At 43.7% G+C, this 14,207-nt stretch carries 18 protein-coding genes; 11 read left to right on the forward strand and 7 right to left on the reverse strand.

Annotated features, from left to right (window positions below):
• Positions 1-102: 102 nt before the first annotated feature.
• A complete protein-coding gene (locus ACMXYV_RS09215) occupies positions 103-1,311 on the forward strand; it encodes a GGDEF domain-containing protein (protein WP_415888211.1) in 1,209 nt (402 codons plus the stop codon).
• A 12-nt stretch (positions 1,312-1,323) separates the two neighbouring features.
• On the opposite strand, the gene ACMXYV_RS09220 is transcribed toward ACMXYV_RS09215, so the two are convergent.
• Positions 1,324-1,632, reverse strand: coding sequence for an NIPSNAP family protein (locus ACMXYV_RS09220; RefSeq protein WP_415888212.1), 309 nt, complete (start codon positions 1,630-1,632; stop codon positions 1,324-1,326).
• A gap of 26 nt (positions 1,633-1,658) precedes the next feature.
• Positions 1,659-2,117 (reverse strand): molybdopterin synthase catalytic subunit MoaE, encoded by a 459-nt coding sequence (gene moaE, locus ACMXYV_RS09225; RefSeq protein ID WP_415888213.1) that lies wholly within the window; start codon positions 2,115-2,117, stop codon positions 1,659-1,661.
• Between the two features lie 168 nt (positions 2,118-2,285).
• Here moaE and ACMXYV_RS09230 point away from each other — a divergent pair, with 168 nt between their 5' ends.
• The 3 genes from ACMXYV_RS09230 to hflD are packed head-to-tail and all read left to right on the forward strand — an operon-like array spanning position 2,286 to position 4,532.
• On the forward strand, positions 2,286-2,735 hold the full coding sequence (locus tag ACMXYV_RS09230; protein ID WP_415881309.1) for an NUDIX hydrolase: 450 nt from the start codon (positions 2,286-2,288) through the stop codon (positions 2,733-2,735).
• A 12-nt stretch (positions 2,736-2,747) separates the two neighbouring features.
• Positions 2,748-3,851, forward strand: a complete 1,104-nt coding sequence (gene mnmA, locus ACMXYV_RS09235) for a tRNA 2-thiouridine(34) synthase MnmA (protein WP_415888214.1) — start codon at positions 2,748-2,750, stop codon at positions 3,849-3,851.
• Between the two features lie 9 nt (positions 3,852-3,860).
• The gene (hflD, locus tag ACMXYV_RS09240) at positions 3,861-4,532 is read left to right on the forward strand and encodes a high frequency lysogenization protein HflD (RefSeq protein WP_415888215.1); all 672 of its coding nucleotides are present in this window, start codon (positions 3,861-3,863) and stop codon (positions 4,530-4,532) included.
• Positions 4,533-4,626: 94 nt separating this feature from the next.
• On the opposite strand, the gene ACMXYV_RS09245 is transcribed toward hflD, so the two are convergent.
• A complete protein-coding gene (locus ACMXYV_RS09245; protein WP_415881312.1) occupies positions 4,627-4,839 on the reverse strand; it encodes a hypothetical protein in 213 nt (70 codons plus the stop codon).
• Between the two features lie 161 nt (positions 4,840-5,000).
• Here ACMXYV_RS09245 and purB point away from each other — a divergent pair, with 161 nt between their 5' ends.
• The 6 genes from purB (at position 5,001) to ACMXYV_RS09275 (ending at position 9,911) form a co-directional block, all read left to right on the forward strand.
• On the forward strand, positions 5,001-6,365 hold the full coding sequence (purB, locus tag ACMXYV_RS09250) for an adenylosuccinate lyase (protein ID WP_415888216.1): 1,365 nt from the start codon (positions 5,001-5,003) through the stop codon (positions 6,363-6,365).
• 72 nt (positions 6,366-6,437) lie between these two features.
• Positions 6,438-7,274 (forward strand): alpha/beta fold hydrolase, encoded by an 837-nt coding sequence (locus tag ACMXYV_RS09255; protein WP_415888217.1) that lies wholly within the window; start codon positions 6,438-6,440, stop codon positions 7,272-7,274.
• A gap of 12 nt (positions 7,275-7,286) precedes the next feature.
• Positions 7,287-8,012, forward strand: a complete 726-nt coding sequence (locus tag ACMXYV_RS09260) for an RNA methyltransferase (RefSeq protein WP_415888218.1) — start codon at positions 7,287-7,289, stop codon at positions 8,010-8,012.
• A 33-nt stretch (positions 8,013-8,045) separates the two neighbouring features.
• Positions 8,046-8,294 (forward strand): hypothetical protein, encoded by a 249-nt coding sequence (locus ACMXYV_RS09265; RefSeq protein WP_415888219.1) that lies wholly within the window; start codon positions 8,046-8,048, stop codon positions 8,292-8,294.
• Positions 8,294-9,445 carry a JmjC domain-containing protein gene (locus ACMXYV_RS09270; RefSeq protein WP_415888220.1) on the forward strand — a complete coding sequence of 384 codons (1,152 nt, stop codon included), beginning with the start codon at positions 8,294-8,296 and terminating at the stop codon, positions 9,443-9,445. The genes ACMXYV_RS09265 and ACMXYV_RS09270 overlap by 1 nt, the downstream gene beginning before the upstream one ends.
• A 124-nt stretch (positions 9,446-9,569) precedes the next feature.
• Positions 9,570-9,911, forward strand: coding sequence for a hypothetical protein (locus ACMXYV_RS09275; protein ID WP_415888221.1), 342 nt, complete (start codon positions 9,570-9,572; stop codon positions 9,909-9,911).
• Positions 9,912-9,931: 20 nt separating this feature from the next.
• On the opposite strand, the gene ACMXYV_RS09280 is transcribed toward ACMXYV_RS09275, so the two are convergent.
• Together ACMXYV_RS09280 and ACMXYV_RS09285 are read right to left on the reverse strand one after the other, a co-directional pair.
• Positions 9,932-10,699 carry a hypothetical protein gene (locus tag ACMXYV_RS09280; RefSeq protein ID WP_415888222.1) on the reverse strand — a complete coding sequence of 256 codons (768 nt, stop codon included), beginning with the start codon at positions 10,697-10,699 and terminating at the stop codon, positions 9,932-9,934.
• 89 nt (positions 10,700-10,788) lie between these two features.
• Positions 10,789-11,115: a hypothetical protein gene (locus ACMXYV_RS09285; protein WP_415888223.1), complete on the reverse strand. Its 327-nt coding sequence runs from the start codon at positions 11,113-11,115 to the stop codon at positions 10,789-10,791.
• Between the two features lie 180 nt (positions 11,116-11,295).
• Here ACMXYV_RS09285 and ACMXYV_RS09290 point away from each other — a divergent pair, with 180 nt between their 5' ends.
• Positions 11,296-12,543 carry a DEAD/DEAH box helicase gene (locus ACMXYV_RS09290; protein WP_415888224.1) on the forward strand — a complete coding sequence of 416 codons (1,248 nt, stop codon included), beginning with the start codon at positions 11,296-11,298 and terminating at the stop codon, positions 12,541-12,543.
• Between the two features lie 62 nt (positions 12,544-12,605).
• Here the strand turns inward: ACMXYV_RS09290 and ACMXYV_RS09295 are convergent, their stop codons facing one another.
• Both ACMXYV_RS09295 and ACMXYV_RS09300 read right to left on the reverse strand, forming a co-directional pair.
• Positions 12,606-12,800 carry a hypothetical protein gene (locus ACMXYV_RS09295; RefSeq protein WP_415888225.1) on the reverse strand — a complete coding sequence of 65 codons (195 nt, stop codon included), beginning with the start codon at positions 12,798-12,800 and terminating at the stop codon, positions 12,606-12,608.
• 154 nt (positions 12,801-12,954) lie between these two features.
• Positions 12,955-14,205: a bifunctional molybdopterin-guanine dinucleotide biosynthesis adaptor protein MobB/molybdopterin molybdotransferase MoeA gene (locus ACMXYV_RS09300; protein WP_415888226.1), complete on the reverse strand. Its 1,251-nt coding sequence runs from the start codon at positions 14,203-14,205 to the stop codon at positions 12,955-12,957.
• Between the last annotated feature and the right edge of the window lie 2 nt (positions 14,206-14,207).

Genomic DNA, 14,207 nt, shown 5'->3' on the forward strand with positions numbered 1-14,207 from the left:
TCTATTTTTAAGGTTTATTTAAGCTTTCTAGTTCAGAATAGGAATAAGCAATACTGCTCTTTCTACTCGCGACTCACTTTATTACGTCGGATATTAAAGTTAATGAAATTCCCTGAAAATCATAAGAAAAAAAACAAACTGATTTTTTTACTTGCATCGGTAATTGCCATCCTAATTCTTGTTAACGGTGCATTTTCCTACTGGCAGATGAATCAAGTAAAAGCTGAGTTTTACGAAGTAGCCAATAAAGACATACCTCTTGTGGCAGAGCTATTTCCTTTGATTGATCGACAATTTGAACAAACTCTATTGATCGAAAAGCTACATCAGTTAGAGTCAATTCATCGCAACAAAGTGATACCAATACTACAAAACAGTTTTATTCGAACAGGCGACCGTTTTTCTCAAACAACCGAGAAGTTGCAATTATTGTTAAAGCCTATGCTGCATTCACCTCGGGAGATTACACGACTCAAAATGTCTAAAATTGACCAGCTTCTTCAGCAGATTATTACTGAGCATGATCAGTACCAAAATCAAGTTCTACAAATGATATCCCACAATGTAGAAAGCCGTGAAGCTTACCCTCCTGAGCTCATAACCCTTTTGACTGCGGAAGAAAAAGATCTCACAGAAGAACTCATTTCTTTAAGGGACGAACTTCAAAGATTTACTCAGAATTCTGCTCATGCAGTTGAAAGGCATGAAGCCCAAATAATAAAAGGTGTCGTAATTTTTACACTTTTCGTTTTCTCTCTCGGCACCATCATGCTGATGCTTATTAGCCAAATTATGAAAAGCCGTGAAAAAGCGATCGAAAAAATCAGTTACTTCGCTAATTACGATCCTCTAACCGATCTATATAACCGACGTCATTTCTTTGAAGAGTTAAACCAAGCACTGTCACAAGCAGAAGAACAAGAGGCCCCATTAAGCCTTTGTGTATGCGACCTAGACCACTTTAAACAGGTAAACGACACTTTAGGGCATCTCGCTGGAGACAATATCTTAATTTCATTTGCTGAAATACTGCGTAACAACATCAGGAAAGGCGATTTTGTAGGTCGATTTGGAGGAGATGAATTTGTTATCTGCTTCCCTGATACAACCTCAGAAGAAGCTGCAGAAATTACTGAGCGGATTCGCCAATACTTTCAAGAAGCTAATACACTTAAATCATCTGTAACATCGACTTTTGGTATTGCAGAGTTAAATGATCTGACACATACAGATGACATGCTGCTCGAAAAGGCAGATCAAGCTCTATACAAAGCCAAGAAAAATGGACGTAACTGCGTGCACTGGGCTTAACCAGCGTACAGATCAGTTTCCAAACACAGGCTTAAAAAAGCTTCGCTCATAACTCTGGATGCATTTGGTCTGCTTGGCATAATCAAATGCAGCCATGCATTCAGTGTCTTTAAAGGAATCTATACGGTATTGTTCATATGCCGCGAGGCTTGGAAAACTGAACAATGCTAACGCGATGTTGTTAGCCCCCTCAGACGGCAGGAAATAGCCATGATGTTGACCACCAAACTTGTTAACCAGTGGAATCCATAGCTTTGCATAGCACTCGAATTCTGCGACTTTGTCTGGATCGATTACATAGCGTAAGTAACAAGTTACCATCCGCTTATCCCTTTGTTCTGCCGTATTCACCAAGAATCAGCGGCTTTTAGATCGCTGTCTTTTTGCTCTACCCAGTTCTCACCTTCATTAGAAATCTCTTTCTTCCAGAATGGTGCATCTTTCTTTAGGTAATCCATTATGAACTGAGCTGCTTCAAAAGCATTAACTCGATGGGCACTACCGACCCCAACAAAAACGATATTCTCGTTAAGGTCTAAACGGCCAACTCGATGATAAATGACAATATTACCGAGCTCCCAGCGTTCACGTGCCTGACTTGCTATCTTCTCAAGCGCTTTTTCGGTCATACCTGGATAATGCTCAAGGAATAGTGCATCCAGCTGATTGTCAGCTATCTCTAATTCGCGCACGATTCCAGTAAAAGTGACTATGGCCCCACTGGTCGCATCATCAGCCCTTACACTTTCCGACAGTGCGCCAATATCAAAATTGTCTGTAGCGACAATCACTTGAGTTGTTGCCATGGTAATTCCTCTCTAAATTGATACTGAAATCATACCACCAAAAGCTATTAAAGAAGCAATGTTCAATAGGCTTATAACCTATTAAAAACACTGGTTTGATGGTATTGTGTCGAACTAATTTTTGAGTCATCTATCCAATAAATATTGGAGTAATTACCGAGGAATATGATGGATTGGCATCCACACGCAACAGTTGCTGTCATCGTAGAAATGGAAGGCAAGTTCCTTTTGGTAGAAGAAAGATCTTCAGGTGAAATAGTTTTCAATCAACCTGCGGGCCATATCGAAGAAGGCGAAACCTTTATAGAAGCCGCATGCAGAGAAACATTAGAAGAGTCTGCATGGCATGTAAGCCCTAAATATCTAACAGGGTTTTACGTCTATAAATCTGGTAACAACAATACAACTTACCATCGCGCTTGCTTCTATGCGGAAGCAATCAAGCACGAACCAGAGCGTGAACTCGATGAAGGCATCATTCGCGCTGTCTGGATGACACGCGACGAGATTGTCGCTCATACGGACAAACTTCGTAGCCCAATGGTTTTGAAATGTATTGATGATTACCTAGCCGGTAAGCAATACCCTTTAGATCTGATACACGAATATAGCAATTAACTGAAAAAACACATGACTGATCACAGCAATACCAAAGTGATCGTCGGCATGTCCGGCGGCGTAGATTCATCCGTTTCAGCATTACTATTAATGCAACAAGGCTATCAAGTAGAAGGCCTGTTCATGAAAAACTGGGACGAGGATGATGGCACTGAATACTGTACCGCCAAAGAAGATCTCGCTGATGCCCAAGCAGTTTGTGACAAGCTTGGCATTTATCTGCACACAGCCAACTTCGCTGCTGAGTACTGGGATAATGTATTTGAGCATTTCCTAGAGGAATACAAAGCTGGCCGTACACCTAACCCTGATATCTTATGTAACCGTGAAATCAAGTTTAAAGCCTTCCTTGAATATGCAGTCGAACTTGGTGCAGATTACATCGCAACCGGCCATTATGTCCGCCGCGGTGATCGTGACGGCAAAACACGTCTATTAAAAGGGCTAGATAAAAATAAAGACCAGAGCTACTTCTTGCATCAAGTAGGTCAGGTCGAAATTGAAAAGACCCTCTTCCCTGTAGGCGAACTAGAAAAACCTGAAGTTCGTAAACTTGCTGAAGAGCATGACTTAATCACTCACAACAAGAAAGACAGTACCGGTATCTGCTTTATTGGCGAGCGCAGATTTAGCGACTTCCTCAAGCAGTACTTACCGGCCCAGCCAGGCAAAATCGAAACACCTAAGGGCGATGTGATTGGCGAGCATTCTGGCTTGATGTACTACACCATAGGACAGCGCCAAGGGCTTCAGATCGGTGGTCTTAAAGATTACCCAGAAGAGCCATGGTTCGTAGCAGGTAAAGATCTGGATCGTAATGTTTTAATTGCAGTTCAAGGCAAACAAAATGATCTGTTATTTACCGATTGGCTTACAGCAGACGAAATTTTCTGGATCAATAATGAAGAGCCAGCATTGCCATATACCTGCACAGCCAAAGTACGCTACCGTCAAACCGATCAGGCATGCACGATCGAGCGTCATGGTGACAGTGGTTACTTGATTCGTTTTGCAGAAGCTCAACGTGCTATTACACCTGGTCAATCCGTAGTTATCTACGCAGAAGACATCTGCCTAGGTGGTGGTGTTATCGAACATACAGGCAAAGACGACTAGGAGGCCCCAATGTCACGACAGCATGACGAACAAGCACTGGGCCTAGCTGGTTTATTCCAAGCAGCCGCTCTCGTTGAACAAATTGCGACAAGGGGCATGGTTGCTCAAGACAGCTTAGAAACATCGGTCTATAGCATTATGCAGTTAAACCCTGCATCAACCGAAGAGATTTACGGCGGCGCTAACGACCTGCCATTCAATCTACATTTAGGTCTGCAAAACCTAAGAGACCTGATTGATAAGCCGCGAGCAGAACATAACAAAGATGTTATTCGCTATGCGCTGAGCATGATGCACCTTGAGCGCAAGCTTAGTAGCGACCCAGAGATGCTAAATAATGTAGCGCAACGTTTAGCTCAGGTATCTGAGCAAGCACGCTACTTTAATTCTGATCAACCAGATAGCGAGCCAACTGCGAGCAGTTACTGTCATCCAAATGTAATCGCAAATATCGCAAGCCTTTACCAAGATACGATTAGTAGCTTTAGTTTTCGTATCCAAGTGACGGGCGACCCGCGTCATCTACAAAACAGTGAAAACGCAGCAAAGATACGCGCGCTACTATTAGCTGGTATTCGTAGTGCAATGCTATGGCGTCAGAAAGGCGGTAAACGCTGGCAGTTACTGTTCTTCAAATCTCGCCTACGCCCTTCCCTTAAAAAGATTATGGAAACCTCATAAGAGGTGACGGTATTTAGATAATTCAAAAAACCGGATAGCTCGTTAAAGCATCCGGTTTTTATTTACCTATCTATTTTATGTATCGATTACAAAGTTACGCGTGACGAACCGATAACTCATTTGCATCATGACTACGAAGCATAGCTTCGATATCACTCTCCGCAGCGTCAGCTATCAATACTTTTACCATATTGCAGCTTTTATCTATAAACACTTGCTCTCTTGGCACTCCATTAGCCATTAGGTCATCAAATACCAGTTTGGTTTGGTCGCTGGACCCAAAGGAGCCGGTAACAGACATAGTCATATAACTACCCTCCTCAATTTCAGCTAAATTTAACTATATTGTGTAGCGACAATTTAAGCTTAGAACTTGCGCCGCCCTTTATCCATATACCCCTACGAAAAGTCCCACGACTCAGGTATAATGCGCGCCTTCTTTTTAACCTAAAAGGTAGAGATCGATTCATGGAGCTTTCTGCACTGACAGCCGTTTCTCCGGTTGATGGCCGCTATGGCAGCAAAACAGCTGACCTGCGTGATGTTTTTAGTGAATATGGCCTGATTCGCTTCCGCGTTGAAGTTGAGGTTCGCTGGTTACAAAAACTAGCTGCGCATCCACAAATCACTGAAGTTCCAGCGTTAAGTTCTGAAGCTGATGCTCTGCTGAACTCGATCGTTGATAACTTCGGCCCTGAAGACGCTCAGGCTGTTAAAACGATCGAACGTACTACCAACCACGACGTTAAAGCGGTTGAGTACTTCATTAAAGACAAGTTCAAAGATAACGCCGAGCTAATGGCGATCAATGAATTTGTTCACTTTGCCTGCACATCTGAAGACATTAACAACCTTTCTCATGCACTTATGCTGAAAAACGGTCTTGATGTTGTAGTTCCACAGATGCAGCAAGTAACTGACGAAATCGCTAAGATGGGCCGTGAATTTGCTGAGCAACCAATGCTTTCACGTACTCACGGTCAGACTGCCTCTCCAACAACTGTTGGTAAAGAGATGGCTAACGTTGCTTACCGCATGCAGCGTCAGATCAAACAGCTTCAGAATGTTGAGCTTTTAGGCAAGATTAACGGCGCGGTTGGCAACTACAACGCTCATCTATCTGCTTATGCTGACATCGACTGGGAACAGAACGCTAAAGACTTCGTTGAAAGCCTTGGCCTATCTTTTAACCCATATACAACTCAGATCGAGCCACACGACTACATCGCTGAGCTTTTCGATGCAGTTGCTCGTTTCAACACGATTCTGATCGACTTCGATCGTGACGTATGGGGCTACATCTCTCAGGCTTATTTCAAGCAGAAAACTATTGCAGGCGAAGTTGGCTCATCCACTATGCCGCATAAAGTTAACCCAATTGATTTCGAAAACTCCGAAGGTAACTTGGGCATTGCAAACGCAATCATGAGCCATCTAGCGCAGAAACTACCGATTTCTCGCTGGCAGCGTGACCTAACCGACTCTACTGTTCTGCGCAACATGGGCGTAGGTTTCGGTTACAGCTTGATCGCTTACCAGTCTAGCCTTAAAGGTATTAGCAAGCTTGAGCTTAACCCGGCTCAGCTGAACGAAGACCTAGAAAATGCTTGGGAAGTTCTAGCAGAACCTATCCAAACAGTAATGCGTCGTTACGCTATCGAAGAGCCTTACGAGAAGCTAAAAGCGCTAACTCGTGGTCAGGACATGAGTAAAGAAACAATCCTAGCGTTTGTTGATACTTTGGACATGCCAGAAGAAGCTAAGCAGTCACTTAAAGAACTGACTCCTCATAGCTACATCGGCAACGCTGCTGACCAAGCTAAAAAGATCTAAGCTGATCTAAATAATCAGTTTTATGAAACGGGGCTATAGCCCCGTTTTTTATATAAGGCATAGATTAACCCCATGGAACACTTCACACGACCAGACGGCACTGAGATCCATTACATCTCTCTCGGTGAAGGTGAAACTACCTTAGTTTTTCTTCACGGCTGGACGGCTAGTGTTCGTGAATGGCTCCCTTTTGCTTCTGGGCTTGCAGAAAACCACCGTGTGGTAAGCTGGGACGCTCGTGGGCATGGAACCCACGAATATTGTGAAGAAAGCGATATTAGCTTGCCCTCTATGGCAGATGATCTAGAAGCCATGCTAGATCACCTTCAGATAGAAGATGCAGTCCTCGTTGGACACTCTATGGGAGCATTAACCTCTTGGGAATACTTACGTCGGCACGGTCATAAACGACTCCGCGGGCTTTGCATTGTCGATCAATCACCAAAACTAATCACCGATGATGAATGGCAGCACGGTGTATACAGTGGTTTCTCGCAAGCATCCAACAGCGCCTTCATTCACCGCCTGACCGAAAATTTCGCTGAGGCAGTACTTGAGCTGATTGCCTTTGGTAAAAATCAACGTTCCAGAGAAAATTACGAGCAAAACTCTCGTGGCTTCCAGCAGATGCGTAAATATCTGCAGAAGCAACCTGGCGATCTGCTAACCCGCTGCTGGGATAGCATTACCCAGCAAGATTATCGTGACGTTGTATCTAGTATTAAACTACCTACCCTGCTGATCTACGGCGATGAAAGCCAGTTTTATAGCGCCGAGCTACAACAGTGGGTTAATGAGAATATTGAGCGCTCGGAATTGCATATTTATGAGAAATCCGACCACTCTCCGCATTTATGGCATAAAGAGCGATTCATTTATGATCTGAATCGTTTTGTAGATTCATTGTGAGAACCATTAAAAATGTTATCTAACGTTCGAGTTGTACTGATCAATACATTCCACCCCGGCAATATCGGCGCAGCGGCACGCGCTATGAAAAACATGGGGCTAAGCAAACTCTATCTGGTTGAACCGGAAGAATACCCAAGCGCAGAAGCTGATTCTCGCGCCGCTGGCGCAAAAGACTTATTAGATAGCGCTATCGTCGTTAACACCCTTGAAGAAGCGATTGCCGATTGCCAGCTAGTAATTGGTACAAGTGCGCGCACTAAACGCACTTTCGACCGCCCTCTACTAGATGCACGCAAAGGCGCGGAACGTGTAGTAGCTGAAGCTAAATCAGGTGAAGTGGCTATCGTATTTGGTCGTGAAACTATGGGCCTTCATAACCACGAATTAGCGCAATGTAACTACCATGTCTACATCCCTGCTAACCCTGAGTACCCAGTGCTGAACGTATCTCAAGCAATCCAACTGCTTTGCTACGAGATCTTTATGGCAGCGGAAAACAAAAGCTATAACGAAATCGAAAGCGAATACCCTCGCCATAAAGAGATGGCTCTGTTCTACGAGCACCTAGAGAAAGTGCTACGTTTGACCGATTTCATCATCCCTCAGCATGAGGGTAAAGTACTGGAAAAATTACACCGCTACTTCAATCGCTCACGTCCTGAGAAAACTGAGCTGAATATGCTTCGCGGCATTTTAACTTCAATTGAAGAAACGGTCGTAAAACTAAAAAAATAATTACAACTATATAACCTACGACAAGGCCAAAAGATGGAAGAGAATTTACAAGCACTACTAAAACAGGCTAACGAGCTTCGCGACAACATCGATAAGATGCACCAAGAGTCCAAGACGGTTGGTTACAACGCCGCTGGCATCCGTGAATGCGCTACAACTCTGCAGAAAGGCATAAAGAAAGTTGGCAACAATAAGCTTGCTGCTCTAGCTAATCGCGACAAGCGTAAAGTTTACGCTGAAATGGAAGAAGCAATCGAACAGCTTATGGAGTTAATTGACTAGTGAAATCTCCGTTTGGTGACATCAGCGTAGAAACATTTTTAGCTGAATACTGGCAGAAGAAGCCTTTACTTATTCGCAACGCTTTCCCTAATTTTGAGCCCCCTGTTACGGCTGACGAGTTAGCCGGCATGGCATTAGAGGAAGACGTAGAATCACGTCTGATAACACAGTCACCGGACGGTAAGGATTGGTCTTTAAAGCACGGTCCTCTGCAGGAAGAAACTTTCGCGGAACTTCCCGACTCGCACTGGAGCCTACTCGTGCAATCGGTCGATCACTGGATCCCTGAAGCAAACGAGCTACTCGAGCACTTCCGATTTGTGCCAAATTGGCGACTAGATGATCTTATGATCAGCTATGCAGCTGACGGTGGCGGCGTGGGACCACATTACGACAATTACGATGTCTTTCTGATCCAAGCTTCAGGCACCCGACGCTGGGAAGTGGGCGGTATATACGGTGAAGATTCGCCACGTCGCCCGGACGTTCCTGTGATGATTCTGCCTGAATGGGAACCCGAACACATATGGGACCTTCAGCCTGGCGATATGCTGTATGTTCCACCACGTGTTGGTCATAACGGTTTTGCTATTGGCGATGATTGCATGACCTATTCAGTAGGCTTTAGAGCGCCATCTCATCAAGAGATGATGTCTGGCTTTACCGATTATCTGTCAGATATTACAAAAGCTGAAGACCGCTATAGCGATTCTGATCTTGCTCTACAAGCCAACCCTGGCGAAATTACAGATGAAGCCTTGGAGCGTGTAAAGTCAACGTTGAAGGAATACATTGATAGCCCTGAACTACTGACTCACTGGTTTGGTCAGTTTATGACTGAACCAAAGAATCCGGAGCATGGCGCAGAACAAGTCTGCGAAATGGATGAAGAAGAGATCGCCGAGTTATTAGTAGCCGGAATACCACTTTGTCGCAGTGAGGGATCACGCTTTGCTTTTAACCGACTAGACGATCATTTTATTTTGTTCGTTGATGGCAAAGGCTGTGCATGCTCTCAAGGACAAGTAACTTTGGCCGAAAGTCTTTGCGCCAACCTTTATCATGAACAGATAGAACCCACTGAAGAAAACCTACAGCTATTAAAAGCGCTCCTCCTTCAAGGTTCCGTGTACTTTCTAGACGAAGAATAGACAAGATGATCGATAGCTCTTTAAAACCATTTAGAGAGCTATACCTTCCCCCTATCGCTTATCATGACAAGCGATTACACTTACCAATCCAAAATCTACCGTTTTAGCTGAACAAGACACTGTCATGAACGACCAAGATCCAGCTTCTGTCGAAAAAACCTTAGAATCTAGACCAACGCTTGAGTCTGAGATCAATTCGGCACGAATCAACGCCTTAGAACTAAAGCTAGAAACACTGTCAGTGATCACTGAATCCCTATGGAATATCATTCAAGAAAACAATCTGGAGTGCAGTGCCGACTTAAAAGATAAAATGGCAGATGTGATCGACCAACGTGCGAAACGGGATTCTATTAAGGTAAATTGCAAAGCTTGTGGCAACGAGCAAAAAGCAAGCGCATCCTACTGCAATCATTGTGGAAATAAGCTCGAGTACTCAGGCGATATATCACCCTTTGATTACTAAGTTCAACATTGGCAGTATCCCTATTTAGCTCTCCAATCATCTAAACCATAATGACTCATCACCTGAAAAATACCATCACCCCGCTTTAGGATGGCCATTTTATCATCGAAGACTTCCATCATTTTCTTAATATCATCTTGCATATTAATTTGCGGTGAAAATGCCATATAGATTTTTGCTTCTTGCACGCAACCTGCACTTTTAAATCTATCCCATTTACCCGCATTTTTTAACGTATATACAGTACTGTTATAGGTAAAAAGAAAAGCGTGAATCCGATTACGCAGCACTTTTTTAGCTTGCTGGACTATATGGCGCTCATTATATGGAAGGTATTGAAACTGCTCAGGATGAAGTAACGCATAATCATTTAACTCTTCAATTGATGTATCTGTAGATAAGCCAAACTGCCTGTTCTTCAAGCTATGAACATTCTCGTACTGCCACTGCTTTTCTCTATCGGTAAAAAAGCACATGCGCTGTGTACCCACTTCATTTATCGGGTAAAGAAGATCGGGCGCTTCAGGCTTAGCTGGAGATAGAACAGCATGAACTCGCCCCTGCTGAGTCATAGATAAAGCTCGACTCCAAGGGTAGATTCGAATATCGAGTTCATATTGTGTATTACTGTAAATCTGCTTCACCAGATCGATAATGTAGCCCGGCTTATCAGCTTCAGGGCAAATCTGCGGACACCAATCTATGGCTGCGATATGGATAACCTGTTTCTCTGCAAAACTGGAATTAGGCAACAGAAGACAAGCAATAAGAAAAAGACAAAAGCGCATGCATATACCTAAACTCTTTAATGGCTAGCCCTAGTGAGCTTAAGTATAGCAAGCAGATATGAAAGAGTAGTGAATGACTAACTTAGGCGTTAGCGACCAAAATATTGATCAATAATCTCAGGCAGTTCATCAAAAGCTGTCATCTCAAACTTATCAATTTCTAAGTTAAAGTGACTTAAATAACGTTTTGCATGATCACGGCTAAGCGCCCTACCCAAAATGGCGTAATCGATTTCAGGTAGTGTCTTATCGTGACGTGGCTCTACCTGCCATGTAATGTAAGCCGGCGCTGTGCTTTGTAACTTTAAACCAGCTTTAACACAAAATTTATCGACATGGCTCAAACCTTCAGGTCCTAAACATCCCGGCTCGATACGGAAGATTACTGTCAGTTTCTTACTATCCGCTAACGTCATTTCTCTTCTCTATTCAATAAGTTATAGGCTCTACCTTGTTTATGAGTCTACTATAATTCATCAAACAAGCGTTTGCCTACTTTAGTATTTAACATAGTATGATCTGAATCACACGACTATGACTAATTAGACTAAATTGCTTTATAATTGCCGCTTTTTGCGAGTCTCTTGAGGGGCAATATGAAATTTTCATCGCTAGACCTATCACCTGAGTTACAACAAGCTCTGGATGAATGTGGCTATACAGACATGACCCCAATTCAAGAACAAGCAATTGTGCCTGGCCGCCGCGGCAAGGATCTGCTTGCTAATGCCCAAACGGGTACAGGCAAGACCGCTGCCTTTTCTATCCCTATTCTGCAGAAGATCTCTGATAACCCGCGTGAATTAACGGAGCGTCAGATTCGCTCGATTATTTTGACGCCAACACGAGAACTTGCACAACAACTAGCTGAAACGATTGGCCGTTATAATAAACACCTAAATCTTCGCGTGTTGGCTGTTTATGGCGGCGTAAACCTTGATACTCAGAAGAAGAAACTACGTCATGGCGCAGACATTCTTATTGCAACACCAGGCCGCTTGATTGAACACTTGAGTGGAAGCAATGTTGACCTAAGCAAAACTGAATTTGCCGTACTTGATGAAGCCGACCGCATGCTCGATATGGGCTTTGTTACCGATGTACTAACCATCTTGGAAGCAACACCTTCTTCAAAGCAAACTCTGCTCTTCTCTGCCACCTTATCAGAGGCCGTACACAAGCTTTCTAGGAAGATTCAGAAGAAGCCTGAACAGATCAAAGCAGCCAGACAGAACTCTATTGCCGATACAGTCGACCATGTCGTTTACCCAGTAGAAGAAAAGCGTAAAGCCGATCTTTTTGCAGAACTTATACAGGAAGAAAACTGGTTCCAAGTATTAGTATTCACCAGCACAAAAGCCCAAGCTAACGAGTTAATGCTTGACCTAAAAGTCGATGGCATTGAGGCGGTGATTTGTCATGGTGATAAAAGCCAAGGCGCTCGCCGTCGTGCTGTTGCAGACTTTAAAGCGGGTAAAATCCAAGTACTCGTTGCAACCGAAGTTGCAGCGCGTGGATTGGATATTCAAGGACTAGAACACGTTGTAAATTACAATCTTCCTTACCTGGCCGAAGACTATGTGCACCGTGTAGGCCGTACCGGCCGTGCAGGAACTCAAGGTAAGGCAATATCTTTTGTCAGCCGAGAGGAAGAAAGTGCATTAGATAGCATTGAGCGCCTTATTGGCACACCTATCAAGCGTATTTTCCGTAAAGGTTACGAGGTGGGTAGCCGTGAAGGATTAAGAAAACGCATTCACAAGAAGAGCCCTAAGAAGAAGCACAACAAAGCAACGCGTACCCAAGTTATTGGCCGCAAGTCTTCCGCAAAGAAAAAGCGTTAGCCCTATAGACCGAACTCAATAAAAAAAGGAGCTTAAATAAGCTCCTTTTTTATGCAAACTACTTAGAAATTCGGCATATTCATATCGAAATCACGCTTTAATGAACGCTGTTCCATATAATTATCAGCGCTCTGCTTCTTGCGTTTTCCTTTTGCTACTTTCCTACGCTGATGATCAGCGTATTGACCATCCATATAGTCTTCTTCCATTTCATCCTGCTCTAATGGCAAATTAGCCAATCGAAGTTTGCTACTCATCTATCAGTCCTAATTCATTACTAACTACCCGTTATGGGCTTATCAACTACGTTAATGAAACCTTATTTTTGTGACTAAACAATGAAAGCGATATGACAAATTTAGGTAATAAAAAAGGGCTTTAATCAGCCCTTTTTTTAAAATCGAATAATCTTTAAACAAGATCCGAGAATGGCTGAATAATGACCTTTTGCCCTACCTCGATACTTGCAAATTCATCAACTATCTCGATTAAACAATTTGCAGAAACCATAGATGTTAAAATGCCAGAGCCTTGGCTACCTGTGGACCTAACGACTAATTCGCCATTTTCATTAATTGAATAAACACCGCGACTATAATCAGTCCTACCCGGTCTAGAACGAAGAGAAGTCTCAGCAATTGCAGCCATACGTCTTGGTTGCCAATTTAACTCGCCCGCCATTTTACGCAGTGCAGGCTGAACAAACTGAGTAAAAGTCACCATCACTGCAACAGGGTTACCAGGCAGTCCGAAAAATGGGGTATTTCCTAGCTTGCCAAAAGCCAGCGGACGACCTGGTCGCATCGCTATGCGCCAGAAATTAATTTCACCTACAGCAGCCAACGCATCTTTAATAAAGTCGGCTTGCCCCATAGATACACCACCAGAAGAGATCACCATATCGGCTTCTTTCGATGCCTTACGCAAAGTTTCTTCCATTACCTTCTGAGAATCTTCGATGATGCCATAGTCGATCACCTCGCAGCCTAAACGCTGTAAAAGCCCAGTAAGAGAAAAGCGATTTGTATCGTAAATGCAGTTTTCGGGCAGAGGCTGCCCTTGGGCCGTAACTTCATCACCTGTAGAGAAAATTGCGACCTTTAAAGATCGATAGACTGTCACTTCGGTATGACCTAGCGAAGCGATTAATCCCAACTCTTGAGGACGTAAAAGACAACCCGCCTTAAGAGCAGTCTCCCCTTCAGAGATATCCTCACCCGCCTCTCGGACATTTTGTCCTTGTTTGACCTGCCCAACGAAAGTTAATCGATCACCCTCACGAGTACAGGCTTCTTTGATGATGACGCTATCAGCACCCTCAGGTACGGGCGCACCCGTCATAATTTCTACTGCTTGATCAGCGCCTACTTTGCCCAAGAAGGCTTCACCAGCAAACACACGACCGATAACCTCTAAGGGCTCACCAGATAAACTATCAGCCGCAACAGCATAACCATCCATCGCTGAGTTTCGTTGTTGCGGAACATTAATACCTGAAACTAAATCTACCGCCAAAATGCGATCTACCGCTTCGGAGACAGCTAGAATTTCAGTACTGCTTTGAACATCAATTTGATTGAGTATGGTCTGAATACTTTCAGCAACAGGCAACATACCACCCGGATTAGCGGCCGGATCAAAACAACTTAACACTTCGCTCATCA

This window comes from Neptuniibacter sp. SY11_33, from assembly GCF_047778025.1.
Classification (GTDB): Bacteria; Pseudomonadota; Gammaproteobacteria; order Pseudomonadales; family Balneatricaceae; genus Neptuniibacter.

Coding starts and splice junctions, on each gene's coding strand:
- ACMXYV_RS09285 (WP_415888223.1), bottom strand. CDS start 11,115: ATGACGTTAGCGGATAGTAAGAAACTGACAGTAATCTTCCGTATCGAG.
- ACMXYV_RS09280 (WP_415888222.1), bottom strand. CDS start 10,699: ATGCGCTTTTGTCTTTTTCTTATTGCTTGTCTTCTGTTGCCTAATTCC.
- ACMXYV_RS09275 (WP_415888221.1), top strand. CDS start 9,570: ATGAACGACCAAGATCCAGCTTCTGTCGAAAAAACCTTAGAATCTAGA.
- ACMXYV_RS09215 (WP_415888211.1), top strand. CDS start 103: ATGAAATTCCCTGAAAATCATAAGAAAAAAAACAAACTGATTTTTTTA.
- moaE (WP_415888213.1), bottom strand. CDS start 2,117: ATGGCAACAACTCAAGTGATTGTCGCTACAGACAATTTTGATATTGGC.
- ACMXYV_RS09300 (WP_415888226.1), bottom strand. CDS start 14,205: ATGAGCGAAGTGTTAAGTTGTTTTGATCCGGCCGCTAATCCGGGTGGT.
- ACMXYV_RS09260 (WP_415888218.1), top strand. CDS start 7,287: ATGTTATCTAACGTTCGAGTTGTACTGATCAATACATTCCACCCCGGC.
- ACMXYV_RS09265 (WP_415888219.1), top strand. CDS start 8,046: ATGGAAGAGAATTTACAAGCACTACTAAAACAGGCTAACGAGCTTCGC.
- ACMXYV_RS09245 (WP_415881312.1), bottom strand. CDS start 4,839: ATGACTATGTCTGTTACCGGCTCCTTTGGGTCCAGCGACCAAACCAAA.
- ACMXYV_RS09220 (WP_415888212.1), bottom strand. CDS start 1,632: ATGGTAACTTGTTACTTACGCTATGTAATCGATCCAGACAAAGTCGCA.
- ACMXYV_RS09295 (WP_415888225.1), bottom strand. CDS start 12,800: ATGAGTAGCAAACTTCGATTGGCTAATTTGCCATTAGAGCAGGATGAA.
- purB (WP_415888216.1), top strand. CDS start 5,001: ATGGAGCTTTCTGCACTGACAGCCGTTTCTCCGGTTGATGGCCGCTAT.
- ACMXYV_RS09290 (WP_415888224.1), top strand. CDS start 11,296: ATGAAATTTTCATCGCTAGACCTATCACCTGAGTTACAACAAGCTCTG.
- ACMXYV_RS09230 (WP_415881309.1), top strand. CDS start 2,286: ATGGATTGGCATCCACACGCAACAGTTGCTGTCATCGTAGAAATGGAA.
- hflD (WP_415888215.1), top strand. CDS start 3,861: ATGTCACGACAGCATGACGAACAAGCACTGGGCCTAGCTGGTTTATTC.
- mnmA (WP_415888214.1), top strand. CDS start 2,748: ATGACTGATCACAGCAATACCAAAGTGATCGTCGGCATGTCCGGCGGC.
- ACMXYV_RS09255 (WP_415888217.1), top strand. CDS start 6,438: ATGGAACACTTCACACGACCAGACGGCACTGAGATCCATTACATCTCT.